Raw genomic sequence first — 23,485 nt, 5'->3', positions numbered from 1 at the left:
CCCCCCCCCCCCCCGCCCGCGCGCGGCCGCCCGGCCGGCGCTGGCCGGGCAGCGGGGCGCCGCCGGGGGGCGGGGCGGGGCGGCGCGCCAGCGGGCCGGGCTGGGTCTGGTGGACGGGCCCGCTGCCGGTGCCGTGCACCGGGGCGTCCCCGGTGGGGGCAGCGCCGAGCGGCGCCAGGTCGATCTGCACCCCGCAGTCGGCGATCGCGTCGAGTTGCCGGGCGGTGCCGTCGTCGGCGGTCGCCTGCTCGTCCGTGACCAGCCGGGTGATGTTCTCGGTGGGCACGGTCTGGAACATGGAGTCCGCGCCGAGCTTGGTGTGGTCGGCGAGGACGATGACCTCGTTGGCCGACTGCACCAGCGCCCGGTCCACGCTCGCGGACAGCATGTTGGCGGTGGACAGGCCCCGCTCGGCGGTCAGCCCGCTGCCGGAGATGAAGGCCTTGGAGACCCTCAGCCCGTGCAGGGACTGCTCGGCACCGCTGCCGACCAGCGCGTAGTTGGAACCCCGCAGGGTGCCGCCGGTCATCACCACCTCCACCCGGTTGGCGTGCGCCAGCGCCTGGGCGACCAACAGCGAGTTGGTGACCACGGTGAGGCCGGGCACCCTGGCCAGCCTGCGGGCCAGCTCCTGGGTGGTGGTGCCGGCGCCGACCACCACCGCGTCCCCCTCCTCCACCAGGCCGGCGGCGAGGTCGGCGATGGCGCTCTTCTCCGCCGCGGAGAGGTGGGTCTTCTGCGGGTAGCCGGGTTCGCGGCTGAAGCCGCCGGGGAGCACCGCGCCGCCGTGCCGGCGGTCGAGGAGCCCTTCTGCCTCCAGTGCCCGTACGTCGCGGCGCACGGTCACTTCGGAGGTCTGGACGACGCGGGCCAACTCCCGGAGCGAGACCGCTCCGTTGGCGCGCACCATTTCGAGGATCAACTGGCGACGTTCTGCTGCAAACACAGAACCGACGGTAACCTGCGTGACCGTCTGCTTTCAGGCGTTTGCAGCTAGTAGCTGGAATTGCTCACGCAAGAGCGGCGCGTGACCGTACAATACGCGCCGTCAGCAGCCCGGGACTGCGCCCGCCGTCCGGGTGACGATCACTCCTGCGCAAAAGGCGGCCGCCGATCGGCAGCCGCCCTCAACTGTGCGCCGGAGGTTCAGGATTCGCTCTCGACCCGCTTGCGGATGTGCAGCTGCCGGGCGGCCTCGGCGGTCGAGCCGGAGACCGACGGGTAGACGGTGAAGGCGCTGGCCACCTGTTCGACGGTCAGATTGGCGTCCACCGCGAGCGCGATCGGGTGGATGAGCTCGCTGGCCCGCGGGGCGACGACCACGCCGCCCACCACGATGCCGGTGCCCGGGCGGCAGAACAGCTTCACGAAGCCGTCCCGGATGCCCTGCATCTTCGCCCGCGGGTTGCCGCGCAGCGGCAGCTTGACCACGACCGCGTCCATCTTGCCGCACTCCACATCGGCCGCGGTGTAGCCGACGGTGGCGATCTCCGGGTCGGTGAAGACGTTGGAGGCGACGGTCTTCAGGTTCAGCGGCTGCACCGCGTCGCCGAGCGCGTGGTACATCGCGATCCGGCCCTGCATGGCCGCCACCGAGGCGAGCATGAAGACGCCGGTGCAGTCGCCGGCCGCGTAGACGCCCGGGGCGCTGGTGCGGGAGACCCGGTCGACCTGGATCTGGCCCCAGTCGTTGAGCTTGACCCCGGCCTCCTCCAGGCCCATCTGCGCGGTGTTGGGGATCGAGCCGACCGCCATCAGGCAGTGCGTGCCCTCGATCACCTTGCCGTCGGCGAGGGCCACCTCGACCCGGTCGCCGATCCGCTTGACGCTCTCGGCGCGCGAGCGGCCCATCACGTTCATGCCGCGGCGACGGAAGACGTCCTCCAGCACCTCGGCGGCGTCCGGGTCCTCGCCCGGCAGCACCCGGTCGCGCGAGGAGACCAGGGTGACCTTGGAGCCGAGCGCCTGGTAGGCACCCGCGAACTCCGCGCCGGTCACACCGGAGCCAACCACGATCAGCTCGCGGGGCAGCTCCTCCAGGTCGTACACCTGGGTCCAGGTGAGGATCCGCTCGCCGTCCGGCTGGGCGTCCGGCAGCTCGCGGGGGTGGGCGCCGGTGGCGATCAGCACCGCGTCGGCGCGCAGCGACTGGACGGTGCCGTCCGGCGCGTCCACCAGCACCTCGCGGGAGCCGTCCACCGCCTGCCCGCCGCCGCCGAGCCGGCCGCGGCCGCGCAGCACGGTGACCCCGGCCCGGGTGACCGACTGGGTGATGTCGTGGGACTGCGCGATCGCCAGCCGCTTCACACGGCGGTTGACCTTGCCCAGGTCCACGCCGATGACCTTGGCCGCGTCCGCGGCCTCGTCCTGCGCGACGGTGATGCCCAGCTCCTCGTACGAGCTGTCGAAGGTGGTCATCACCTCCGCGGTCGCGATCAGGGTCTTCGACGGCACGCAGTCGGTGAGCACCGCCGATCCGCCCAGACCGTCGCGGTCGACGACGGTCACCTCCGCGCCGAGCTGCGCGGCCACCAGCGCAGCCTCGTAGCCGCCGGGTCCGCCACCGATGATCACGATCCGAGTCACGTGCACCATTGTCCCGCACGCCGGGAACGCCGCCACGCCGGGGTCCGGGCTTCTGTGCGATCGCCCAGTCGCCGCGGACCGTCCATCCACCGGGCTAGTCTTCCCCCCATGCCCCTTTACGCCGCGTATGCCACCAACCTCGATGCACGGCAGATGACCCGCCGCGCCCCGCACTCACCACTGCGCGGCACCGGGTGGCTGGACGGCTGGCGGCTCACCTTCGGCGGTGAACAGCTCGGCTGGGAGGGCTCGTTGGCCACCGTCGTCGAGGACGGGAAGGACCAGGTCTTCGTCTCGCTGTACGACGTCGCGCCGATGGACGAGGAGGGCCTGGACCGCTGGGAGGGCGTCCAGCTCGGCATCTACCGCAAGATCAAACTGCGCGCGCAGACCCTGGACGGCGACACCCCGGTCTGGACGTACGTGCTCAACGACTACGAGGGCGGCCTGCCCGCGGCCCGCTACCTCGGCCTGGTCGCCGACGCCGCGGAGAGCGCCGGCGCCCCGCACGACTACGTGATGGACCTGCGCCGCCGCCCCTGCTAGCCCGCTAGCCCTGGCCGGCGGCCCAGCCGCGGGCCGTCTGCGCCAGCACCCCGGCCACCGCCGCGCGGCGGGCCGGCTCGGTGCGCAGCCCGTTGCCCAGCTCGACGTGCAGCCACGGCACGCCGAGCCCGGCCGCGAACCGGCCCTCGACGTTGGTGGTGCCCCCGCTCGGCCCCCATCTCACCCCCCAGGCGGGTCTGGGCGCTTCCCCGGGCGTCCCCCGCCGGGTGGCGGTCAGCTCGGCGGCCGGGCCCGGCTGGCCGGCGCCGCTGGAGACCACCGCGTCCTGCCCGGGCAGGCTGCCCTCGTCGAAGCCGTGCACCTGGATGCCGGGCAGGCCGCGCCCGGTGAGCGCCTCGACCACCGCCGCGAAGACCGTGTCGGCGCGGTGCGCGACGTCCGAGGCGCCGTCCGCCCCGGCCCGGCGGTGCGCCCCGGCGAGCACCAGCACCCCGCCCGGCGCGGCCCGGAAGAGGTCCACCCCGAGCGCCTCGGTACGGGCGTCCGAGACCGGGTGGGGCACCTGCACGGACCAGCCCGTCCGGGCCGAGAGGTCCAGGTAGACCCGGCCCCAGCCACGGCCCTCGGCGTCCGTGCCGTCGGCGATCTCCGCCACCCGGCGGCCGGTCGCCGCCTCGGTGAACTCGGTGAGCCGGTAGCCGACCCGCGCCAGCGAGCGCCCGGCCTGCTCGGCCTGCCCGTCCAGCGCGCCGAGCACGCCGTCGGCGATCGCCCGGCGCTGCCCGGCGTCCGGCGCGGTGTACGGGCCGCCCGGGGTGAACCCGGCGGTGTACCCGTCGACCAGGGCCGCCAGGTCCACCGGGGCGGGCCCGGTCGGTCCGCTCCGGCCCGCCGGGGCGCCCGCCGCAGCGCCCGCCGCCGACGGCCGCTCGTCGGAGCCGCGCACGGCCAGCGTCAGCACCGCCGCGAGCGCCGCCAGCACCAGCAGCACCGCCGCCGACAGCAGCAACGGGCGTCGCGAACCCCGAGTCTCCATGGCCGTCGAACCTACCGTGCCGCCCGCCGCGGACCACCGGGGGCCGCCCGGGGCCGCGCACCACGCCTGGTTCGCGGAAAGAGATCCCTAAGCGGCATCCGATCGACACCGGAACGTGACAACTTTTCGAAATCTCCTTCGTACGCTGTTCCGGCTTGACCAACTCTTGATCAGTGCTTGACCGACGAGAAGGCCGGCGGACCTCCCGGGGACAGGTGCGCCGAGCCCCGAGAAGAACGAGGCCCCGTGAGCACGGCACCCAACCCGCCGCGACAGCACCGCTATCGCCGCCGGGCCGACATGCCGCTGCTGGGAGGCATCCGCCCGCCCATCGCGCTGCTGCTGGTGCTGCTGCTCGCCGTCGCCGCCATCACCGCGCTCGCCGTCGGCGGGCTGCGCGTCGACGACACCCCGCAGGCCGTCCGGGAGTCCCACCAGTACGCCGCCGAGGACACCGCGGCCTCGCTGCGCGCCGGGCTGCACGAGAGCGCCACCGACCTGCGCCGGGCCGCCGCCCGCTACGACGCCGCGCCCGCCGAGCCGGCCGCGGTGCTGTCCGCGCTCGGCCAGGCGTACCACAAGTGGCGCGGCACGGCGGTGGTCCGCCCCGACACCGGCAGGCTGCTCGCCGCCCGCGGCGAGACCGTGCCGCTGGCCGGCCTCGACCTCAGCCGGGTCACCGACACCGCGCCCGCGCCCGTCCTGGTGCCCTCCGCCGCCGGCACCCGGCTGCTCACCTTCGCCCTGGTCGCCACCAAGACCGACGGCCGCGCCCTGCTGGTCGCCTCCGACAACCTGCGGCTGCCCGGCATCGCGACCCGCAAGGAACAGACCATCCAGGTCCTCGACGCCGCCGGCGCCGTCCTGGACAGCACCGGCGCCGAACTCGGCGCCGAGGCCGACCGCGCCGTGGTCACCGGCGCCCGGGAGCGCGCCGCCCGCGAGCGCCCGGCCCCCGGCGGGACGGCCGCCGGCAGCCTGGCCGGCAGCCCGGACGCCAAGGGCGTGCGCCGGGTCGCCGGCTACGCCGCCGTCGCCGCCGCGGGCGGGCACGACCCGGCCGCCCCGCTCGGCCTGACCGTGGTCTCCACCAGCACCGTCGACGGCAAGCCCGGCAGCCTGCGCCACCCCGCGCTCGGCCTGGCCGCCGCCGGCGCGCTGCTCGCCCTGGCCCTGCTGCTCGCGTGGTACCTGAGCCGCAGCCTCCAGCGGCCGCTGCTGCGGCTGTTCCTGGAGTCCCGCCGGCTCACCCGCGGCGAACGGCTCGACCTGCCGGTCCGCGGCCCGAAGCGGAGGGAGGCCGGCCGGATCGCCCGCGCCCTGGAGGAGCTGCGGCTGCAACTCCTCGACCCGGCCCGCCCGCCGGCTCCCGCCGCGCCGAAGCGCCGCCCCGGCACCGCGCTGCCGCTGGCGCTGTGCGCCGTCCTGGTGCTCGGCTGGTCCGGCCCGCTGCTGTTCCTGGGCGGCAACGACCCGACCGTACGGGTCCCCACCCAGGTGGTGGCGGGCCAGCGCGACCGCACCGACACCGCCGCCGACCGGATCCGCCAGGCGCTCAACGAGGGCTACGCGGACCTGCGTTCGCTCGCCCCCGAACTCGCCGGCGCCTCCGTCGGCAAGGCCGACGCCCTGCTGCGCGCCACCCTCGCCGAGCACGACCGCTACCGCGCGCTGTACGTCCTCGGCGCGAACGGCGAGGTCCTCGCGCACGCCGGCGACGCCCCGCACCGCACCGGCCCGCAGGCCCTCGGCGCGAGCGGCGTGCTGCTGCTCAACAGCTCCGGCCGGGAGCCCCGGATCGCCGCCCGCGCGGCCCTCACCTCCGCCCCCGCCGACGCGGAGGCGGAGGGCGCCGCCGAGCCGCCCGGGCCCGTGCTGATCGGCGAGTTCAAGACGGACTTCCTCAGCGGGCTGCTGGTCCGCCCCGGCCTCGGCCGGGTCTGGCTGGTCGACGACCGGCAGCGGGTGCTCGCCGCCAACGAGGGCTACAGCTCCTTCGGCGAGCTGCCCGAGGGCCGCGCCAGGGCCCTGCTGGCCCAGGCGAGGAAGTCGGCCGCCGCCGAGGTGCTGCGCGGCGGCGGCGACCCGGCGCTGTTCGCCGCCGCCCCGCTCGGCGGCAACGGCAGCGTGGCCAAGCTGGGCTGGTCGGTGGTCACCGCCCACCCGGTGGCCTGGCTGCACCTGGACGAGAACCGGGCCGACCGGCGGGCCGTGCTGGCCGGCATGCTCGGCCTGGCCGCGGCCGCGCTCTGCCTCGGCTGGCTGTTCATCGCGGTCGGCCTGCCGCTGCGCCGGCTCGCGGCGAGCGCCGAGGCGCTGGCCGCCGGGGACCGCCGGACGGTGCTCTACCCCGTCCACCATGACGAGGTCGGCGCCGTCGCCCGGAGCCTGGAGCTGATCCGCCAGGAGCTGGTCCGTCAGGAACCGGCCCGCCCCCGCCGCACCGCCGCCCCCGCGTCCGTCCCCGTGCCCGCGCACGCCCGCTGAGCCCTGCCCGAAGGACCTCCCGTGCTCTTCCTCTACGTCGTGCTGCTGGTGTGCTGCGCCGTGCTGCTGGTGGCCGGCATCGTCGAGCAGCGCCGGCACTTCGCCGCGCTGGAACAGATCCCGACCCGGGTGCTGGTCAACGGCATCCGCGGCAAGAGCTCGATCACCCGGCTCTGCGCGGGCGCGCTGCGCGGCGGCGGGCTGGTGACGGTCGCCAAGACCACCGGCACGGCGGCCCGGTTCATCCATCCGGACGCCACCGAGGAGCCGGTCTACCGCAAGTTCGGCATCGCCAACGTGGTCGAGCAGATCGGCATCGTCCGCCGCGCCGCCACCTACCGGCCGGACGCCCTGGTGATCGAGTGCATGGCCGTCATGCCGGCGCTCCAGGAGGTCAACCAGACCAAGCTGATCCGCTCCACCATCGGCGTGCTGTGCAACGTCCGCGAGGACCACCTCGCCGAGATGGGCCCGACCCTGGACGACGTCGCCCGCTCGCTGTCCCGCTCGATGCCGGTCGGCGGGGTGTGCGTCACCGCCGAGCAGGAGCGCGCGCACATCCTGCGCGCGGAGGCGGCCCGCCGCGACTGCGAACTGATCGTGGTGGACCCGGAGTCGGTCACCGACGAGGAGCTGCGCGGGTTCAGCTGGTTCACCTTCAAGGAGAACGTGGCGATCGCCCTGGCCGTCGCCGAACTCCTCGGCGTGGAGCGGCGGACCGCGCTGCAGGGCATGTGGGCGGCCCCGCCGGACCCGGGCGTGCTGTCCGTCGAGCGCTACCGCACCGAGGACGGCAAGCGGCTGCGCTTCGCCAACGTCTTCGCCGCCAACGACCCCGAGTCCACGCTGATGAACGTCCGCCAGCTGGAGGGCCTGGGCGCGATCCACCGCCCGCTCAACGTGGTGATCAACTGCCGCCCGGACCGGGTGGAGCGCAACGGCCAGATGGGCCAGATCGTGCCCGAGCTCGACCCGGACGCCGTGTTCCTGATCGGCCACCCCACCAGGAGCGCCCGGGACGGCATCCCCGCCGGGTGGTCCGGCCGGGTGGTCGACCTCGGCGGCGACAGGCGCGACCCGGCCCGGCTCACCGCCGAACTGCTGGCCGAACTCGGGCCGGACTCCTCGCTGGTGGCCGTCGGCAACATCCACGGCCAGGGCGAACTGTTCCTGGAGGAGCTGGCCCGGCTCGCCCCCGACGAGGCCCCGGACGCGCCCGACGCCCCCGAACTCCCGTACCACGAGCCCGAACCGCTCTACCCCGAGCCGGTGTACGACTCCGCGTACCAGCCCGTCCACCACCCCGAACCGCTCCCCGACTCCTGGTTCGAGCCCCACCACCACACCCCCCACCACGGAGACCAGCAGTGATCCCCACCGAGCTCACCCCCGAGATCGCCGCCATCGGCATCGCGCTCGGCCTGGTCTTCTCGCTCGTCTGCTACCTGACCACCAACCTCTCCCCCGGCGGCATGATCACCCCCGGCTGGCTGGCCCTCACCCTGGTCGAGGACCTCCAGCGGGTGGCCATCGTGATCGGCGTGACGGTGCTGACCTACCTCGCCACCCGGGTGGTCCAGAAGCTGGTGATCCTGTACGGCAAGCGGCTGTTCGCCGCCGTGGTGCTGATCGGCGTGCTGCTGCAGGCCACCGTGATGCTGGTCCTCCAGCGCGAACTGCCCACCCTGTACGCCAACCAGACGCTCGGGTTCATCGTCCCCGGCCTGATCGCCTACCAGCTGGTCCGCCAGCCCAGGGCGGCCACCCTGATGGCCACCAGCACGGTGACGCTCGCCAACTACGTGGTGCTCACCGCCGGCGTCCTGCTCGGCGCCCTGCCCGGCACCTGATCCCCCCGTTCAGGAACCCCCGCCAGGAATCCCCGCAGGAACCCCCAGGAAGACCCCCCGATGCCCGTCACCCGCAAGTCCCTGCTCAGCGGCGGCCTCGCCGTGGCCCTGCTGGCCGCCAGCGGCTACCTCACCGTCCAGCTGCGCGACCGCGACCACGACCGGCCGTCGGACCCGGGCGGCGGCGCGCCGCTGATCACCAGCGCCGCCGTGCCGAGCCCCGCCCAGGGCACCGCCGCCGAGTACCGCTACGAGCGGCTGGGCGGACCCGACCGCACGGTGGTCCGGGACGCCCGCGGCGGCGTGGTCGCCACCCTGACCGACAGCGCCCGCACCGCCGTCCTGGCCGGCCCGAGCCGCACCTTCGCCGAGCCGGGCACCACCACGGCCACCGTGGTGACCGACACCTGGGTCCGGCTGATGCCGCAGCCGTGGCGGCCGGGCGCCGAGCAGGAGGGCTGGTTCCGCACCTGGTTCCAGCAGTCGCTCGGCTCCACCGCGGACGACGTGCTGGCGGCGGCCACCCAGTACCTGGCCGGCGCGGCGCCGGAGAAGGACGCCAAGGGCGTGCGGTTCAAGGGCGACGCCTCCTTCGGCCCGCTCAACCCGAACGGTTCGGTGGGCAACGACCTGCGGCTGGAGCAGACCGACTTCCTCGACTACCTCGGCGTTCCGTACACGTTCGCCGACAAGGTGGCCAAACAGCCGGACAAGACGCGCTACGGCGCCTTCGACTGCTCCGGGTACGTCCGGATGGTCTACGGCTACCGCTCCGGTTACCCGCTGCTCTCCAAGGACGTGGCCGGCCCCGGCCTGCCGCGCAGCGCCAACGGCCTGGCCCGGGTCGGCCCGGGCGTCCCGGTGCTGCCGCTGACCACCGCGCCGGGCTCGGACACCACCCTGCGGCCGGCCTCGATCGACCCGCTCCAGCCCGGCGACCTGGTGTTCTTCGAGATCGACGCCCGCACCGGCGCCCGGCTCGACCACACCGGCATCTATCTGGGCCTGGACACCGACGGCCACCCCCGGTACATCTCCAGCCGGGAGGAGGCGGACGGCCCGACCTTCGGCGACAAGGGCGGCACCGCGCGGCTGGACGACAACGGCCTGTACGCGAAGGGGCTGCGCAGCGCGAAGCGGCTCTGAACCCGGGCCCGGCCCGCACCGCCTGCGGTTCGACCCCGCACCGACCTCGCACCGACCCCGCACCGACTTGTACGTACCGACGAGCGACGTCACCCGAAAGGCGCCACCGAGCTGTGCTTTCGGGTCAACCGGGTAACGATCCGGCATGCCGCGCCGGATTTTCTACGCGCGTAGTCGAATCCCGTCTATCCTCGGAGCCGTGAACGCATCTCCTCAGTCGGTCGTCTCCGCCGACCCCTACGCCGCCGCCCAGGCCGCCGCCGAGCGCCTGCGCGAGCTGACCGGTGCCGAGCGGCACGACGTCGCCCTGGTGATGGGCTCCGGCTGGGTGCCGGCCGCCGACGCCCTGGGCGAGACCGTGGCCGAGTTCCCGGTCACCGAGCTCCCGGGCTTCCCCGCCCCCGCCGTCGCCGGCCACGCCGGCACGATCCGCTCGGTGAAGATCGGCGACAAGCGCGCCCTGATCTTCCTCGGCCGCAACCACTACTACGAGGGCCACGGCGTGGCCACCGTCGTCCACGGCGTGCGCACCGCCGCCGCGGCCGGCTGCGGCATCATCGTGCTGACCAACGGCTGCGGCGGTCTGCGCGAGGGCTGGGTCCCCGGCCAGCCGGTCCTGATCAGCGACCACATCAACCTGACTGCGGACTCCCCGATCGTCGGCGCGAACTTCGTCGACCTCACCGACCTGTACTCCAAGCGCCTGCGCGCGCTCTGCCACGAGGTGGACCCGAGCCTGGACGAGGCCGTCTACGTCCAGTTCCGCGGCCCGCACTACGAGACCCCGGCCGAGGTCAACATGGCCCGGGTGATCGGCGGCGAGCTGGTCGGCATGTCCACCACCCTGGAGGCCATCGCCGCCCGCGAGGCCGGCTCCGAGGTGCTCGGCATCTCGCTGGTCACCAACCTGGCCGCCGGCATCACCGGCGAGCCGCTCAACCACGCCGAGGTGCTGGAGGCCGGCAAGGCCTCCGCCGAGCGCATGGGCGAGCTGCTCGCGAAGGTCCTTGAGCGGATCTGACGCCCGGCCAGGCCCTGTCCGGCCGGTCTTGGCGGGCGGACAGGGCCTAGGCGCACAATCATGAGCGACGGGGCCCTCGGGCGGCCGTGATCCCCTGATCACGCCCCGCGGGCCCCGTCCGCATGTGCCCACCCCTTCTTTGCGGAACCCTCCGGCCGACCAACCGACGCACTTCCCGATGGAGCAGGCAGCCATGACGCAGGCAACCACCACCGACCTCCTCGCCCGGGCCCGAACGTGGCTGGCCGAGGACCCCGACCCGCAGACCCGCGAGGAGCTGACGGCCCTGCTCGCCCGGGCCGAGGACCCGGCGGCCGAGACGGACGGCAAGCTCGCCTGGTCGGACCTCGCCGAGCGCTTCGCCGACCGGCTCCAGTTCGGCACCGCCGGCCTGCGCGGCGAACTGGGCGCGGGCCCGATGCGGATGAACCGCGCCGTGGTGATCCGGGCCGCCGCCGGCCTGGTCGCCTACGTCAAGCAGCAGAACCTGGGCGACCTGGTCGTGATCGGCTACGACGCCCGCCACAAGTCCTACGACTTCGCCCGGGACACCGCCGCCGTGGTGGTCGGCGCCGGCCTGCGCGCCGCGCTGCTGCCGCGCCCGCTGCCGACCCCGGTGCTCGCCTTCGCCGTCCGCCACCTGGGCGCGGCCGCCGGCGTCACCGTGACCGCCAGCCACAACCCGCCGCAGGACAACGGCTACAAGGTCTACCTGGGCGACGGCTCGCAGATCGTCCCGCCAGCCGACGCCGGGATCGCCGCCGAGATCGACGCGATCAGTTCGCTCCACGACGTCCCGCGCGCCGAGGACGGCTGGGAGGTGCTCGGCGAGGACGTCATCGAGGCCTACCTGGCCCGGGCCGTCTCGATCGTCGACGAGCACAGCCCGCGCAACCTCGACGTCGTCTACACCCCGATGCACGGCGTCGGCCGCGACACCCTGGTCGCCGCCTTCCGCCGGGCCGGCTTCCCGGCGCCCACCGTCGTCGCCGAGCAGGCCGAGCCCGACCCGGACTTCCCGACCGTGGCCTTCCCCAACCCGGAGGAGCCGGGGGCGATGGACCTCGCCTTCCGCACCGCCGCCTCGGTCGGCCCCGACATCGTGATCGCCAACGACCCGGACGCCGACCGCTGCGCGGTGGCCGTCCCGGTCCTCGCCAACGCGGCCGGCAGCGGCAACGGCACCTCCGGCTGGCGGATGCTGCGCGGCGACGAGGTCGGCGCGCTGCTCGGCGCGGCCCTGGTCGCCAAGAAGGCCGAGGGCGTCTTCGCCACCACCATCGTCTCCGCCACCCTGCTGGGCCGGATCGCCGAGGCCGCCGGCCTGGGCTACGCCGAGACGCTGACCGGCTTCAAGTGGCTCTCCCGCGCCGAGGGCCTGCGCTACGGCTACGAGGAGGCGCTCGGCTACTGCGTCGACCCGCAGGGCGTCCGGGACAAGGACGGCATCACCGCCGCCCTGCTCGTCGCCGAACTGGCCGCCACCCTCAAGACGTCCGGCCGCACCCTGACCGACCTGCTGGACGACCTGGCGCTGGAGCACGGCCTGCACGCCACCGACCAGCTGTCCGTCCGCGTGCAGGACCTCTCGCTGATCGCCGACGCCATGCGCCGGCTGCGCGAGCAGCCGCCGACCGTCCTGGCCGGCCTCCGGGTCACCCGTGCGGACGACCTGTCGGCGGGCTCCGCCGAGCTGCCGCCCACCGATGGCCTGCGCTACTACCTGGCCGGCGAGGCCGTCCGCTCGGCCCGCATCGTGGTCCGCCCGTCCGGCACCGAGCCCAAGCTCAAGTGCTACCTGGAGGTCGTCCTCCCGGTCGCCACCGCCGCCGACCTCACCGCCACCCGCGAGCGGGCCGCCGAGCTGCTCGAAGCGGTCAAGCGCGACCTGGCCGAGGCCGCGGGCATCGCCGTCTGACGCCCGCCCGTACGAGAAGGGGCCCGCCGGTCGCGTACCGGCGGGCCCCTCGCGTGCTTCGGCTCAGACCGCGATCACCGTGATCAGCGCGGCCAGGCCGGCCAGCGTCGGCGCGATCACCCACCAGCACCACGCCACCTCGACCGGGCCGGCCGCGTCGGGGCGGCGGGCGTTGCGCTCGGCCATCTCCTGGAGCACGTTGGTCACCTGGTCGGACCAGGCGCGGGTCGGGTCGGGCGAGCCCTGCACCACCGGGTTGGTCTGGCGACCGAACACCATCCCCATCCGGGAGGCGTGCTCGGCGCCGCCGCGCTGCTGGGCCCGGGTCGCCCGCTTGCGCTGCCGCAGCGACACCGGCACCGCCCACACCTGGTACTTCTTGCCCCCGGCCAGCAGCTCGACCGAGTACCCCGCGCGCAGCGCGTCCACCGAGGCCCACGGCGCGGTGATGGTCCGCCACGGGTTGCGCACCAGCAGCCGGCTGCTGTCCGCCAGCACCGCCGGGCGCAGCGTGTAGGCGATCACCGGGAAGGCGAACAGCGGTACCGCCGCGAGCGAGACGTACGGCGTCTTCCCCGTCCCGTTCAGCACCGCGTCGCCGATCAGCCAGGCGGCGACGGCCAGCAGCAGCACTCCGGAGATCACACCGGGGACAGAGCGGTACACGCGGTCCGCGTACGCGGGATCCCCGTCGGGGGCGGCGGAACCCTTGCGGGGCTTGCCGTGGGAATCGGTCATGCCGTCGATTCTGCCCCATGCCCCCCACGGAGAGGTCTCGGTCCGGCATCGAATGCCGCCCCCGGACCACCCGGTCGCCGGTCGCCGCGCCTCCCGCGTGTACACGCCCCCTGCCGCCCCTCCGCCTCCCCCGAGGTCTCGGTCCGGCCACGAAAGGCAGGCCCCCTAGCGGTCGACTACGCGCGTAGATATGCTGCTCTGGTGACTATGTCCACTGTTGCAGCCAATGCCCTCGGCGTTGCGGGCAGCGGCCTTCAGGACGTTGCGGCGTCCGAGGCCTCGCTCCGCCGCTTCCTGCACGGCCTGCCCGGCGTCGACCAGGTCGGCCTTGAGGCGCGTGCCGCCACCCTCGGTACCCGCTCGATCAAGACCACGGCGAAGGCGTACGCCATCGACCTGTCGATCTCGATGATCGACCTGACCACGCTGGAAGGCGCGGACACGGTCGGCAAGGTGCGCGCCCTGTGCGCCAAGGGCAGGACCCCCGACCCGACCGACCCGACCACCCCCCGCGTCGCCGCCATCTGCGTCTACCCGGACATGGTCGCCACCGCGAAGGACGCCCTGCGGGGCACCGACATCCAGGTCGCCTCGGTGGCCACCGCCTTCCCGGCCGGCCGCGCCGCCCTCCCGGTGAAGCTCGCCGACACCGCCGACGCGGTCGCCGCGGGCGCCGACGAGATCGACATGGTGATCGACCGGGGAGCCTTCCTCTCCGGCCGCTACTACGACGTCTTCAACGAGATCGTCGCCGTCAAGGAGGCGTGCAAGCGCCCGGACGGCACCAGCGCCCACCTCAAGGTGATCTTCGAGACCGGCGAGCTGCAGACGTACGACAACGTGCGCCGCGTCTCCTGGCTGGCGATGCTGGCCGGCGCCGACTTCATCAAGACCTCCACCGGCAAGGTCGCCGTCAACGCGACCCCGCCGGTCACCCTGCTGATGCTGGAGGCGGTCCGCGACTTCAAGGCGCAGACCGGCGTCCAGGTCGGCGTGAAGCCCGCCGGTGGGATCAAGACCACCAAGGACGCCATGAAGTACCTGGTGATGGTCAACGAGACCCTCGGCGACGACTGGCTGAGCCCGCACTGGTTCCGCTTCGGCGCCTCCAGCCTGCTCAACGACCTGCTGATGCAGCGCCAGAAGCTCACCACCGGACGCTACTCCGGCCCCGACTACGTGACGGTGGACTGATCACCATGGCCAAGAAGAAGAACATCGAGGAGCCCGCGAAGGCCTCCGGCCTCTTCGCCTACGCCCCGGCCCCGGAGTCCCCCGCCGCCGCGGGCGACATCGCCACCTCCTACGGCCACTTCATCGGCGGCGAGTTCGTCGACTCCTCCGGCAGCGAGGCCCTGAAGACGGTCAACCCGGCCACCGAGCAGGTGCTCGCCGAGTTCGCCCAGGGCACCGACGAGGACGTGGACCGCGCGGTCGCCGCCGCCCGCAAGGCCTTCGCCGACTGGTCGGCGCTGCCGGGCAGCGAGCGCGGCAAGTACCTGTTCCGGATCGCCCGGATCATCCAGGAGCGCAGCCGCGAGCTGGCCGTCCTGGAGTCGATCGACAACGGCAAGCCGATCCGCGAGACCCGCGACTTCGACATCCCGACCGTCGCCGCGTGGTTCTTCTACTACGCCGGCTGGGCGGACAAGCTGGACTACGCGGGCTTCGGCCCGAACCCGCGCCCGCTGGGCGTGGCCGGCCAGGTCATCCCGTGGAACTTCCCGCTGATGATGCTGGCGTGGAAGATCGCGCCCGCCCTGGCGACCGGCAACACCGTCGTCCTCAAGCCGGCCGAGACCACCCCGCTGACGGCCCTGCGCTTCGCCGAGATCTGCCGCCAGGCCGGTCTGCCGAAGGGCGTCGTCAACATCGTCACCGGCGACGGCCGCACCGGCGCCGCGCTCACCGCGCACCCGGACGTCAACAAGGTCGCCTTCACCGGCTCCACCCCGGTCGGCAAGGCGATCGCCAGGCAGCTGGCCGGCAGCCGCAAGAAGCTGTCGCTGGAGCTGGGCGGCAAGGCCGCGAACATCGTCTTCGACGACGCGCCGATCGACCAGGCGGTCGAGGGCATCGTCAACGGCATCTTCTTCAACCAGGGCCACGTCTGCTGCGCGGGCTCGCGCCTGCTGGTCCAGGAGTCGATCCAGGACGAGCTGCTGGACGCCCTGAAGCGCCGGATGTCCACCCTGCGGGTCGGCGACCCGCTGGACAAGAACACCGACATCGGCGCCATCAACTCCGCCGCCCAGCTGGCCCGGATCACCGAGCTGACCGACGCCGGCGAGGCCGAGGGCGCGGACCGCTGGTCGCCCGAGTGCGAACTCCCGGGCACCGGCTTCTGGTTCAAGCCGACCCTGTTCACCGGCGTCAGCCAGGCCCACCGGATCGCCCAGGAGGAGATCTTCGGCCCGGTCCTGTCGGTGCTGACCTTCCGCACCCCCGACGAGGCGGTCGCGAAGGCCAACAACACCCCGTACGGCCTCTCCGCCGGCATCTGGACGGAGAAGGGCTCGCGCATCCTGTGGACGGCGAGCCGGCTCAAGGCCGGCGTGGTCTGGGCCAACACCTTCAACAAGTTCGACCCGACCTCGCCGTTCGGCGGCTACAAGGAGTCGGGTTACGGCCGCGAGGGTGGCCGCCACGGTCTGGAGGCCTACCTCGATGTCTGATGTCGCGACGCGTCTTGACGTCCTCAAGACCTACAAGCTGTACGTCGGCGGGAAGTTCCCGCGCTCCGAGAGCGGGCGGGTGTACGAGGTGACGGACGCCAAGGGCCAGTGGCTCGCCAACGCTCCGCTGGGCACCCGCAAGGACGCCCGCGACGCCGTCCTGGCCGCCCGCGCGGCGGTCAAGGGCTGGGCCGGCACCACCGCGTACAACCGCGGCCAGGTGCTGTACCGGGTGGCCGAGATGCTGCAGGGCCGCCGCGAGCAGTTCGCCGCCGAGGTCTCGGCCGCCGAGGGCATCGGCCCGAAGAAGGCCGCCGCGCTGGTGGACGCCGCGATCGACCGCTGGATCTGGTACGCGGGCTGGACGGACAAGGTCGCCCAGATCGCGGGCGGCGCCAACCCGGTCGCCGGCCCCTTCTTCAACCTCTCCACCCCGGAGCCGACCGGCGTGGTCGGGATCGTCGCCCCGCAGGCCGGGTACGGGCACTCGCTGCTCGGCCTGGTCTCGGTGATCGCCCCGGCGATCGCCACCGGCAACACGGTCGTGGTCGCGGCCGCCGCGGACGCCCCGCTGCCGGCCCTGTCGCTGGGCGAGGTGCTCGCCACCTCGGACGTCCCCGGCGGCGTGGTCAACATCATCTCGGGCAGGACCGCCGACATCGCGCCCACCCTGGCCTCGCACCAGGACGTCAACGCGGTGGACCTCACCGGCGCGATCGCCGCCGACGGCCCCGGCGCGCCGCAGGCGCTGGAAGCGGCCGCCGCGGATACCCTGAAGAGGGTGGTCCGTCCGGAGCTGGACCCGTTCGCCCAGGACTGGACCAATGCGCCCGGTACCGACCGGCTACTCTCGTTCCTGGAGACGAAGACGGTCTGGCACCCGATGGGGATCTGACCGCCCCGTCGACCACCGAGTAACAACTCCACAGACTGGCCGTCCCCAGTGCCCTCTCCCCCCCAGGGCCCGGACGGTCATTGGACGGACCCGCGCCTCTCCCCCCCTGGCGCGGGTCCGTCGCCTTTCCGTGCCGTTTCGACGCCGTTTCGCCGCCGTCCTCCGGCTCGCCGATCCGCGGGGCCCGCAGAAGGTGTGATCCGACGGGTTTCGGCATCGGGCCCGGATGCGTCAGACTGGTGTCCCGTGAGTGACGACCCGCTGAATCCTGTGCCGACGACCCACGCCCGGGTCGTCCTGCTGTCCGGCCCCTCCGGCTCCGGGAAGTCCTCGCTCGCCGAGCGCAGCGGGCTGCCGGTCCTGCAACTGGACGACTTCTACAAGGACGGGGACGACCCCACCCTGCCGCTGCTGCCCGACGGCGCGGTCGACTGGGACTCCCCGCTCGCCTGGCACCGCGACCAGGCGGTCGCCGCGATCCGCAGCCTCTACGAGACCGGCCGCGCCGACGTCCCGGTGTACTCGATCCCGGACAACGGCCGGATCGCCACCCGCGCCCTGGAGCTGGACGGCGCCCCCGCGTTCATCGCCGAGGGCATCTTCGCCGCCGAGATCACCGCCGAGTGCGCCGCCGAGGGCCTGCTCGGCGATGCCCTGTGCCTGCGCAACGGCGCGCTCACCACGGCCTGGCGCCGGCTGCGCCGGGACGTCCGGGAGGGCCGCAAGTCGCTGCCGGTGCTGCTGCGCCGCGGCTGGCGGCTGATGCGCGCCGAGCGCTCCATCGTCGGGCGGCAGGTCACCCTGGGCTCCCACCCGTGCGCCGGGGCCGAGGCCGAGCGCCGGATCCGTGCCGCGGCCGGGCGGCGGGAGCTGTCCTCCGTCTGAGCCGCCCTCCGTTGGGGCCGTGCTCCGTTTGAGCCGTCCTCCGTTGGGGCCGTCCTCCGTTCGGGTGGGCCGGCTCCGGGCGGGGGCTCGACGCGGAACGAAGACACGAAGAACGACGGGCCCGGTGCGTCTCCCCCGCACCGGGCCCGTCGCCTTCCCCGAACGGCCGTCGGGCTCCCCGTGTTCACCGCTCCCCCGAGCCGGCGTCCACGCACCGCGACCGTCCGCTACCCGTCCCCCGACGGGAGTTCCACTCCTTCGCGTCACCCGCGTCCGCGTCAGGCGACCAGCTCGCCGAACGCCCGGACGGTGTCGCCCGACTTGTTCAGGTGCTCGTCCTCGCGCAGCCGGCGCAGCGCCCGCCAGATGCTGCTCTTGACCGTGCCGACGCTGATCCCCAGCACGTCGGCGATCTCCGGGTCGGTCTTGCCCTCGTAGTACCGCAGCACCAGCATGGTGCGCTGGTTCTCCGGAAGCTTCGCCAGCGCCTGCCAGAGCACGGTGCGCAGCTCGGTGCCGCCCATCGCGTCGGTGTCGCCGGCCGTCTCCGGCAGCTCCTCGGTCGGGTACTCGTTGACCTTGCGGCGCCGCCAGGCAGAGATGTGCAGGTTGGTCATGGTGCGGCGGAGGTACCCGCCGACCGCGGCCTTGTCGGTGATCCGGCCCCAGGCCCGGTAGGTGCTGAAGAGCGCGCTCTGCAGCAGGTCCTCGGCCTCGTAGCGGTCACCGGTGAGGTGGTACGCCGTGGCGTACAGGGAGGCGCGGCGCTCACGCACGTACGCGGTGAACTCCGTGATGTGGTCCTCCGCGACGGCCGGGTGCTCCCCCTGCGCGTCCGCCCGTCCCGCCTCGGTGGTGCGGGCCGCCGCCGGGTTCAGCTGCAGCAGCGTCGCACCGGCGGCCTCGCGGCCGGCCGACTCCCCCGAGCCGACCGTCCGCAGACCGTTCCCGCCGACGCCCCGGTTCCCCGCCGGAGCGTCCTTGCCCTCGACGCGGACGGGGAGGATCCCCCGCAGCGTGAGGGTGTTGCCGGAGTCGGCCGCGTTCCCCACCCGGCCGATCCCGAACAGCTCCCCCGTCCTGGCGCCGCCGCTCACCCGGCGGGCGACAGGGTTTCCACCGGTGCTGTGCGCGCACCCCCGTACGGTCACGGCACCGGAGTTCTCGTCGGTCCTGACCTCGTACCGGGTCCGCGGGGCGGTGGCTGACGAACGCGCGGTGCGGACAGCCGGGTTGGTCCGGGTCTGAAGCATGGCGTTCATCGTGCGCCCCCTGGGTCGGTACGAGCGGTTCCTGTTGCCGCCTTCCAGCCGGCCGGGTTGGCCCGCTGTCCTGCGGCGACATGGAAAATCTTGCCCGCCGGTTGTGATGACGCTGTCCGCCGACTGTCACAGGGGTGTCACAGGGGCGGGCCTTTCGTCCCGGTCCGCCTCCCTCCGTACCGGACGCCGGTAGTGCTCCTTCCGGTTCCCATACGGTCGGTGACCGGTCCTGGGGGTGATTCGACGCTTCGAGTGGGCCAAAATGGGGCCGTGCCTTTCCTCCTTCTGATCGAGGACGACGACGCCATCCGGACCGGCCTCGAACTCGCCCTCACCCGCCAGGGCCACCGTGTGGCCACCGCCGCCTCCGGCGAGGACGGTCTGAGGCTCTTCAAGGAGCAGCGGCCCGACCTGATCGTGCTGGACGTCATGCTGCCCGGAATCGACGGCTTCGAAGTCTGCCGCCGCATCCGCCGCACCGACCAGCTGCCGATCATCCTGCTGACCGCCCGTTCGGACGACATCGACGTGGTGGTCGGCCTGGAGTCCGGCGCCGACGACTACGTGGTCAAGCCGGTGCAGCCGCGGGTCCTGGACGCCCGGATCCGGGCCGTGCTGCGGCGCGGCGAGCGGGAGAGCTCCGACTCCTCCGCGTACGGCACCGTGGTGATCGACCGGGCGGCGATGACCGTCACCAAGGACGGGCAGGACCTCCAGCTCACCCCGACCGAGCTGCGGCTGCTCCTGGAACTCAGCCGCCGCCCCGGCCAGGCGCTCTCCCGCCAGCAGCTGCTGCGGCTGGTCTGGGAGCACGACTACCTGGGTGACTCCCGTCTGGTGGACGCCTGCGTGCAGCGGCTGCGGGCGAAGGTCGAGGACGTGCCGTCCGCGCCGACCCTGATCCGCACCGTCCGCGGGGTGGGCTACCGGCTGGACCCGCCGGCCTGAGTTCCGCTCCCGTCCTCCTGCCTGCCGTCCTCCTGCTTCCCGTCCTCCTGTTTGCCGCCCGCCCGATCCGCCTGGGCCGCCCGAAATTCCTGAACCCCCTGAACTTCCGTACGACGACAGGCTCTTGTGACTGATCATCAGACGACGGCCCGCCGCTTCGCCGCGGGCCCGTGGCGCAGGCTGCGCTCCCTGCGGGTACGGCTGATCGCGGTGTTCGCGGCGGTCGCGCTGCTCGCCGCCGTCTCGGCCTCCGGCATCGCCTACTGGCTGAACCGCGACGCGGTGCTCAAGCGCGCCCAGGACACCGCGCTCAACGACTTCCGGGTCTCGCTCAGCCGCAACGTCTCCGAGCTGCCGCTGAACGCGAGCTGCCCGGACCTGACCGCGCTCGCGTCCACCGTCGCCAGCTCCGGGCTGAGTTACGACGTGGTCGTGGCCGACCCGGCGCACCCGGAGTGCACGGCCTCCTCCGACCCGGGGCAGTTCACGCTGGCCGACGTCCCGGCGGCGCTGCAGTCCACCGTCGCCCGGCAGCGCGAGGTCACCGAGAACAACCCGTACCCGTACCACCTGTACTGGCAGCGGCAGAACCTGGCGGGCCAGCCGTTCCTGATCGGCGGCACCAAGGTGGTGCCGACCGGCCCGACGGCGTACATGTTCAAGTCGCTGGAGAACGAACGCAAGGACCTCAACACGCTGGGCTGGTCGCTGGCCATCGCCACGCTGCTCGCTCTGATCGGCTCGGCGCTGCTCGCCCAGGCCGCCTCGTCGACCGTGCTGCGGCCGGTCAAGCGGCTCGGCGACGCCGCCCGACGGCTCGGCCAGGGACACCTGGACACCCGGCTGGAGGTCGAGGGCGGGGACGAACTCGCGGACCTGGCGAGGACGTTCAACCGGGCCGCGGAGTCGCTGCACGAGCAGGTCGAGGAGCTGAGCGCGCGCGAGGCGCAGAGCCGGCGGTTCGTCGCCGACATGTCGCACGAGCTGCGCACGCCGCTGACCGCGATGACCGCCGTCACCGACATCCTGGAGGACGAGGCCGAGTCGCTGGACCCGATGATCGCGCCGGCCGTACGGCTCGTGGTCAGCGAGACGCGGCGGCTGTCCGACCTGGTGGAGAACCTGATGGAGGTGACCCGCTTCGACGCCGGCACCGCCAAGCTCGTCGCCGACGAGGTGGACATGGCCGACCTGATCATGTCCTGCATCGACGGCCGGGCCTGGTACGACGCCGTCGAACTGGACGCCCCGCGCGGCATCCTGGCCGTGGTCGACCCGCGCCGGCTCGACGTGGTCTTCGCCAACCTGATCGGCAACGCGCTCAAGCACGGCGGCTCCCCGGTGCGGGTCAAGGTCCGGCAGACCGCGGGCTCGGTCGTCATCGAGGTCTCCGACAGCGGCCCGGGCATCCCCGAGGACGTGCTGCCGCACGTCTTCGACCGGTTCTACAAGGCGGACCGGGGACGGGCCCGCTCGGAGGGCAGCGGCCTGGGGCTGTCGATCGCGATGGCCAACGCACAGATCCACGGGGGCACGATCACGGCGGCGAACGGGGAGGTCGGGGCGGTGTTCACGCTGACGCTGCCGCTGGCCCCGCCGCCTCCGCCGAACGAGGGCGAGACCGGTGACGGCCCCGTCGGCGACTCCGCCCAGGACAAGGACGCCACGTGACCGCCCCCACCCGCACCGCCCTGCGCCGCACCGCCGGCGCCCTGCTGCTGCTCGCGCTCGCCTCCGGCTGCGGCATCCGGCCGACCGCCGTCCCGGTGGACGCGGGCGCCCCGGCCAGCCGGACGGCCTGCCCGACCGCCCCGCACATACCGACCGCCCTGGCCACGCCGTCGGCGCCCACGCCGACCCCGCCGGCCCGCGGCGCCGCCAAGGCCGGTGTGAGCCCGAGCCCGTCGCCCACGGTGGTGCCCGCCACCCCGCCGGCCGACAACGTGTTCGGCGCGGTGCCGACCGCGGCACCCTGCCGGTAGCCCCGCCTGCCCGTCGTCCGTCTGCCTGTCTGCCTGTCGCCCCGCCGTTCGGCCCCGGGGCGGCGGGGCGACCGGGGGCGCGCCCCGGAATGTTCACGCCCGGGGGGAACCACCGCGCCACCGGCCCACGTCCTTCCCCCCGTGCAGCGAGATGGCACCAGGACACGCGACGAGCGTTCCGGCGCACGGACCAGGAACCGGCCGGCGGCGGCCGTCCACCGTCCCCTTCGAACAGCCGGACTGGCGGGCCTGACCTGCCACCTGGCCCTCGTCCTCTGGCTGGTGGTGCTGAGGCCGCTGCCGGTTCCCTGGGTGTACGACACCAACCTGACGCCGCTGGCCTCCCTCCGCTCCTCCACCGGCTGGCAGGTGGTCGGCGAATTCCTCCTGCTGGCCCCGCTCGGCGTGCTGCTCCCGCTGGCCGGCGGCCGGCTGCGGGCCCCCTGGCTGCCGTCCTTCCTACGCACCACCGGCGCCTCCGCCCTGCTGGCGACCGGCCTGGAGTTCCTCTCCTCCTGGACGCCCGGGCACGTCCTCAACGTCGACCACATACTGCTCGCCGTGATCGGGGTGGCCATCACCCACCTGGCCCTCGTCCCCGGCCTGCGGCGGCTGCTGCGCGACCGGCGGCCGCGGGTCCGGATGCCGGTGCCCGCGTCCGGGGCCGCGCCCGCGCCGAAGGTGACCACCCTGGTCGGCCCGCCGGTCGCGCGCGCCCGCGCCTACGCCGAGCCCACGCCCCCCACCCGCTGAGGCCCGCCCTCCCGCACCACGGCGAGTGCGTTCCCGCACTCGCCGCCGGGGCCGCAAAAGACCCGCAGCACCTCATAGTCAGTCATTTCCCACCCCGTCAATTGCCGTTCCGTCGGGGTGCGACGACTCCGTGATGAAAAGGCGACGCCGAATGTCGGCCGCCTCCGGTAACCTGCGCTGTCGCCCCAAAGGCTTCACCGTCTTATCCCCCGTCCCACAGGAATCCCCCCTTGAACAATCTCAATTTCAGCGCCGAGCCGCTTTTCTCCTGGTACGTCGTCGCGCTCGCGATCAGCGGTGCCGCCATGCTGGTCCTCGGAGCGGTCAATCCCGGTAGCGGCCTGAAGGTCGGCTGGCGAATCCTCAACGTCCTCGCCGGCCTCGGATTCCTGGGGTACGCCTACTACCTCGCGTTCGTCTTCGAAGGCGGCCGGTACGAAATCTTCCTCAAGGCGTTCATCCTCCCGATCGCGCTGATCGCCAGCTCCGTGAAGGCGATCGTCGAGCGCGGCAACGCCAAGAACCAGCAGCCGGCCCCGCAGCCGGCGCCGTACGACCCCAACGCCCCGCAGGCGGCGCCGTACGGCCAGCCCGTCCCGCCGCAGGGCGCCGCGCCGCAGGGTGCGCCGTACGCTCCGCCGGCGCAGCCCGTGCCGGACAACCCGTACGCGCAGCCGGTGCCGCCGGCCGGGCAGTCCGGGCAGGCGCAGTAGCCGCCTGCTGATTCGCCGCCGGCGGGCGGGGGGGGGGGGTGGAGGGCCTGGCCCCCCCCCCCCCCCGGGGGCTGTTAGTGGGG

Annotated in this window: 21 protein-coding genes and 1 pseudogene; 16 read left to right on the top strand and 6 right to left on the bottom strand. The window is 73.7% G+C overall.

All coding sequences use genetic code 11. From position 1 onward, the window contains the following. Together ACFV6I_RS20165 and ACFV6I_RS20160 are read right to left on the bottom strand one after the other, a co-directional pair. The coding region (locus ACFV6I_RS20165; protein WP_380426707.1) for a DeoR/GlpR family DNA-binding transcription regulator at positions 1–946 on the bottom strand (946 nt) is incomplete at its 3' end. 200 nt (positions 947–1,146) lie between these two features. Next, positions 1,147–2,595 (bottom strand): NAD(P)H-quinone dehydrogenase, encoded by a 1,449-nt coding sequence (locus ACFV6I_RS20160; protein WP_063349077.1) that lies wholly within the window; start codon positions 2,593–2,595, stop codon positions 1,147–1,149. 99 nt (positions 2,596–2,694) lie between these two features. Here ACFV6I_RS20160 and ACFV6I_RS20155 point away from each other — a divergent pair, with 99 nt between their 5' ends. Beyond that, positions 2,695–3,132 carry a gamma-glutamylcyclotransferase gene (locus ACFV6I_RS20155; protein ID WP_063349076.1) on the top strand — a complete coding sequence of 146 codons (438 nt, stop codon included), beginning with the start codon at positions 2,695–2,697 and terminating at the stop codon, positions 3,130–3,132. Between the two features lie 4 nt (positions 3,133–3,136). Here the strand turns inward: ACFV6I_RS20155 and ACFV6I_RS20150 are convergent, their stop codons facing one another. Continuing rightward, positions 3,137–4,129 carry a hypothetical protein gene (locus ACFV6I_RS20150; RefSeq protein WP_380426705.1) on the bottom strand — a complete coding sequence of 331 codons (993 nt, stop codon included), beginning with the start codon at positions 4,127–4,129 and terminating at the stop codon, positions 3,137–3,139. A gap of 246 nt (positions 4,130–4,375) precedes the next feature. Between ACFV6I_RS20150 and ACFV6I_RS20145 the strand changes: the two genes are divergently transcribed. The 6 genes from ACFV6I_RS20145 (at position 4,376) to ACFV6I_RS20120 (ending at position 12,551) form a co-directional block, all read left to right on the top strand. Further along, positions 4,376–6,616, top strand: a complete 2,241-nt coding sequence (locus tag ACFV6I_RS20145; RefSeq protein ID WP_380426703.1) for a HAMP domain-containing protein — start codon at positions 4,376–4,378, stop codon at positions 6,614–6,616. A 21-nt stretch (positions 6,617–6,637) separates the two neighbouring features. Beyond that, on the top strand, positions 6,638–7,987 hold the full coding sequence (gene pgsB, locus ACFV6I_RS20140) for a poly-gamma-glutamate synthase PgsB (RefSeq protein ID WP_380426701.1): 1,350 nt from the start codon (positions 6,638–6,640) through the stop codon (positions 7,985–7,987). Beyond that, positions 7,984–8,466, top strand: a complete 483-nt coding sequence (locus ACFV6I_RS20135; protein WP_063349074.1) for a poly-gamma-glutamate biosynthesis protein PgsC/CapC — start codon at positions 7,984–7,986, stop codon at positions 8,464–8,466. The genes pgsB and ACFV6I_RS20135 overlap by 4 nt, the downstream gene beginning before the upstream one ends. Before the next feature lie 60 nt (positions 8,467–8,526). After that, the gene (locus ACFV6I_RS20130; protein ID WP_380426699.1) at positions 8,527–9,612 is read left to right on the top strand and encodes an NlpC/P60 family protein; all 1,086 of its coding nucleotides are present in this window, start codon (positions 8,527–8,529) and stop codon (positions 9,610–9,612) included. A gap of 199 nt (positions 9,613–9,811) precedes the next feature. Further along, the gene (locus ACFV6I_RS20125) at positions 9,812–10,633 is read left to right on the top strand and encodes a purine-nucleoside phosphorylase (RefSeq protein ID WP_063349072.1); all 822 of its coding nucleotides are present in this window, start codon (positions 9,812–9,814) and stop codon (positions 10,631–10,633) included. A 193-nt stretch (positions 10,634–10,826) separates the two neighbouring features. After that, positions 10,827–12,551 carry a phospho-sugar mutase gene (locus tag ACFV6I_RS20120; protein WP_380426697.1) on the top strand — a complete coding sequence of 575 codons (1,725 nt, stop codon included), beginning with the start codon at positions 10,827–10,829 and terminating at the stop codon, positions 12,549–12,551. Between the two features lie 63 nt (positions 12,552–12,614). Here the strand turns inward: ACFV6I_RS20120 and ACFV6I_RS20115 are convergent, their stop codons facing one another. Then, the gene (locus ACFV6I_RS20115; protein WP_063349070.1) at positions 12,615–13,289 is read right to left on the bottom strand and encodes a PH domain-containing protein; all 675 of its coding nucleotides are present in this window, start codon (positions 13,287–13,289) and stop codon (positions 12,615–12,617) included. A gap of 207 nt (positions 13,290–13,496) precedes the next feature. Between ACFV6I_RS20115 and deoC the strand changes: the two genes are divergently transcribed. The 4 genes from deoC to ACFV6I_RS20095 all read left to right on the top strand — a co-directional run bounded on the left by deoC (position 13,497) and on the right by ACFV6I_RS20095 (position 17,744). Next, positions 13,497–14,483: a deoxyribose-phosphate aldolase gene (deoC, locus tag ACFV6I_RS20110; RefSeq protein WP_079135833.1), complete on the top strand. Its 987-nt coding sequence runs from the start codon at positions 13,497–13,499 to the stop codon at positions 14,481–14,483. Between the two features lie 5 nt (positions 14,484–14,488). After that, on the top strand, positions 14,489–15,964 hold the full coding sequence (locus tag ACFV6I_RS20105) for an aldehyde dehydrogenase family protein (protein ID WP_363369190.1): 1,476 nt from the start codon (positions 14,489–14,491) through the stop codon (positions 15,962–15,964). Then, positions 15,957–16,859 carry an aldehyde dehydrogenase family protein gene (locus tag ACFV6I_RS20100; RefSeq protein WP_380426695.1) on the top strand — a complete coding sequence of 301 codons (903 nt, stop codon included), beginning with the start codon at positions 15,957–15,959 and terminating at the stop codon, positions 16,857–16,859. The genes ACFV6I_RS20105 and ACFV6I_RS20100 overlap by 8 nt, the downstream gene beginning before the upstream one ends. Before the next feature lie 246 nt (positions 16,860–17,105). Continuing rightward, positions 17,106–17,744 carry an ATP-binding protein gene (locus tag ACFV6I_RS20095; protein ID WP_380336031.1) on the top strand — a complete coding sequence of 213 codons (639 nt, stop codon included), beginning with the start codon at positions 17,106–17,108 and terminating at the stop codon, positions 17,742–17,744. A 278-nt stretch (positions 17,745–18,022) separates the two neighbouring features. Here ACFV6I_RS20095 and ACFV6I_RS20090 read toward each other — a convergent pair whose 3' ends face one another. Beyond that, positions 18,023–18,685 (bottom strand): SigE family RNA polymerase sigma factor, encoded by a 663-nt coding sequence (locus tag ACFV6I_RS20090; protein ID WP_107453068.1) that lies wholly within the window; start codon positions 18,683–18,685, stop codon positions 18,023–18,025. A gap of 591 nt (positions 18,686–19,276) precedes the next feature. Here ACFV6I_RS20090 and ACFV6I_RS20085 point away from each other — a divergent pair. From ACFV6I_RS20085 to ACFV6I_RS20070, 4 genes are all read left to right on the top strand, one after another. Next, positions 19,277–19,954, top strand: coding sequence for a response regulator transcription factor (locus ACFV6I_RS20085; protein ID WP_063349065.1), 678 nt, complete (start codon positions 19,277–19,279; stop codon positions 19,952–19,954). Between the two features lie 126 nt (positions 19,955–20,080). Next, entirely contained in the window at positions 20,081–21,625 is a 1,545-nt protein-coding gene (locus ACFV6I_RS20080; protein ID WP_380370251.1) for an ATP-binding protein, read from the top strand. Beyond that, positions 21,622–21,936, top strand: a complete 315-nt coding sequence (locus ACFV6I_RS20075) for a hypothetical protein (RefSeq protein WP_363369413.1) — start codon at positions 21,622–21,624, stop codon at positions 21,934–21,936. The genes ACFV6I_RS20080 and ACFV6I_RS20075 overlap by 4 nt, the downstream gene beginning before the upstream one ends. 141 nt (positions 21,937–22,077) lie before the next feature. Then, entirely contained in the window at positions 22,078–22,689 is a 612-nt protein-coding gene (locus tag ACFV6I_RS20070; RefSeq protein ID WP_079135831.1) for a VanZ family protein, read from the top strand. Between the two features lie 5 nt (positions 22,690–22,694). Here ACFV6I_RS20070 and ACFV6I_RS20065 read toward each other — a convergent pair. Continuing rightward, positions 22,695–22,775: pseudogene (locus tag ACFV6I_RS20065) on the bottom strand (PhzF family phenazine biosynthesis protein); the annotation flags it as partial. A gap of 144 nt (positions 22,776–22,919) precedes the next feature. Between ACFV6I_RS20065 and ACFV6I_RS20060 the strand changes: the two are divergent. Then, positions 22,920–23,402: a hypothetical protein gene (locus tag ACFV6I_RS20060; RefSeq protein ID WP_063349062.1), complete on the top strand. Its 483-nt coding sequence runs from the start codon at positions 22,920–22,922 to the stop codon at positions 23,400–23,402. Positions 23,403–23,485 lie beyond the last annotated feature (83 nt).

This window comes from Kitasatospora sp. NPDC059803, from assembly GCF_042732255.1.
Taxonomy (GTDB): domain Bacteria; phylum Actinomycetota; class Actinomycetes; order Streptomycetales; family Streptomycetaceae; genus Kitasatospora.
The sequence above is the reverse complement of the archived record's forward strand: the minus strand, read 5'-3'. Positions and strand labels throughout refer to the sequence as shown.

Excerpts from the sequence above, each read along its gene's own strand:
- ACFV6I_RS20160 (WP_063349077.1), bottom strand. The coding sequence starts at position 2,595 with ATGGTGCACGTGACTCGGATCGTGATCATCGGTGGCGGACCCGGCGGC.
- ACFV6I_RS20155 (WP_063349076.1), top strand. The coding sequence starts at position 2,695 with ATGCCCCTTTACGCCGCGTATGCCACCAACCTCGATGCACGGCAGATG.
- ACFV6I_RS20150 (WP_380426705.1), bottom strand. The coding sequence starts at position 4,129 with ATGGAGACTCGGGGTTCGCGACGCCCGTTGCTGCTGTCGGCGGCGGTG.
- ACFV6I_RS20130 (WP_380426699.1), top strand. The coding sequence starts at position 8,527 with ATGCCCGTCACCCGCAAGTCCCTGCTCAGCGGCGGCCTCGCCGTGGCC.
- ACFV6I_RS20120 (WP_380426697.1), top strand. The coding sequence starts at position 10,827 with ATGACGCAGGCAACCACCACCGACCTCCTCGCCCGGGCCCGAACGTGG.
- ACFV6I_RS20115 (WP_063349070.1), bottom strand. The coding sequence starts at position 13,289 with ATGACCGATTCCCACGGCAAGCCCCGCAAGGGTTCCGCCGCCCCCGAC.
- deoC (WP_079135833.1), top strand. The coding sequence starts at position 13,497 with ATGTCCACTGTTGCAGCCAATGCCCTCGGCGTTGCGGGCAGCGGCCTT.
- ACFV6I_RS20105 (WP_363369190.1), top strand. The coding sequence starts at position 14,489 with ATGGCCAAGAAGAAGAACATCGAGGAGCCCGCGAAGGCCTCCGGCCTC.
- ACFV6I_RS20100 (WP_380426695.1), top strand. The coding sequence starts at position 15,957 with ATGTCTGATGTCGCGACGCGTCTTGACGTCCTCAAGACCTACAAGCTG.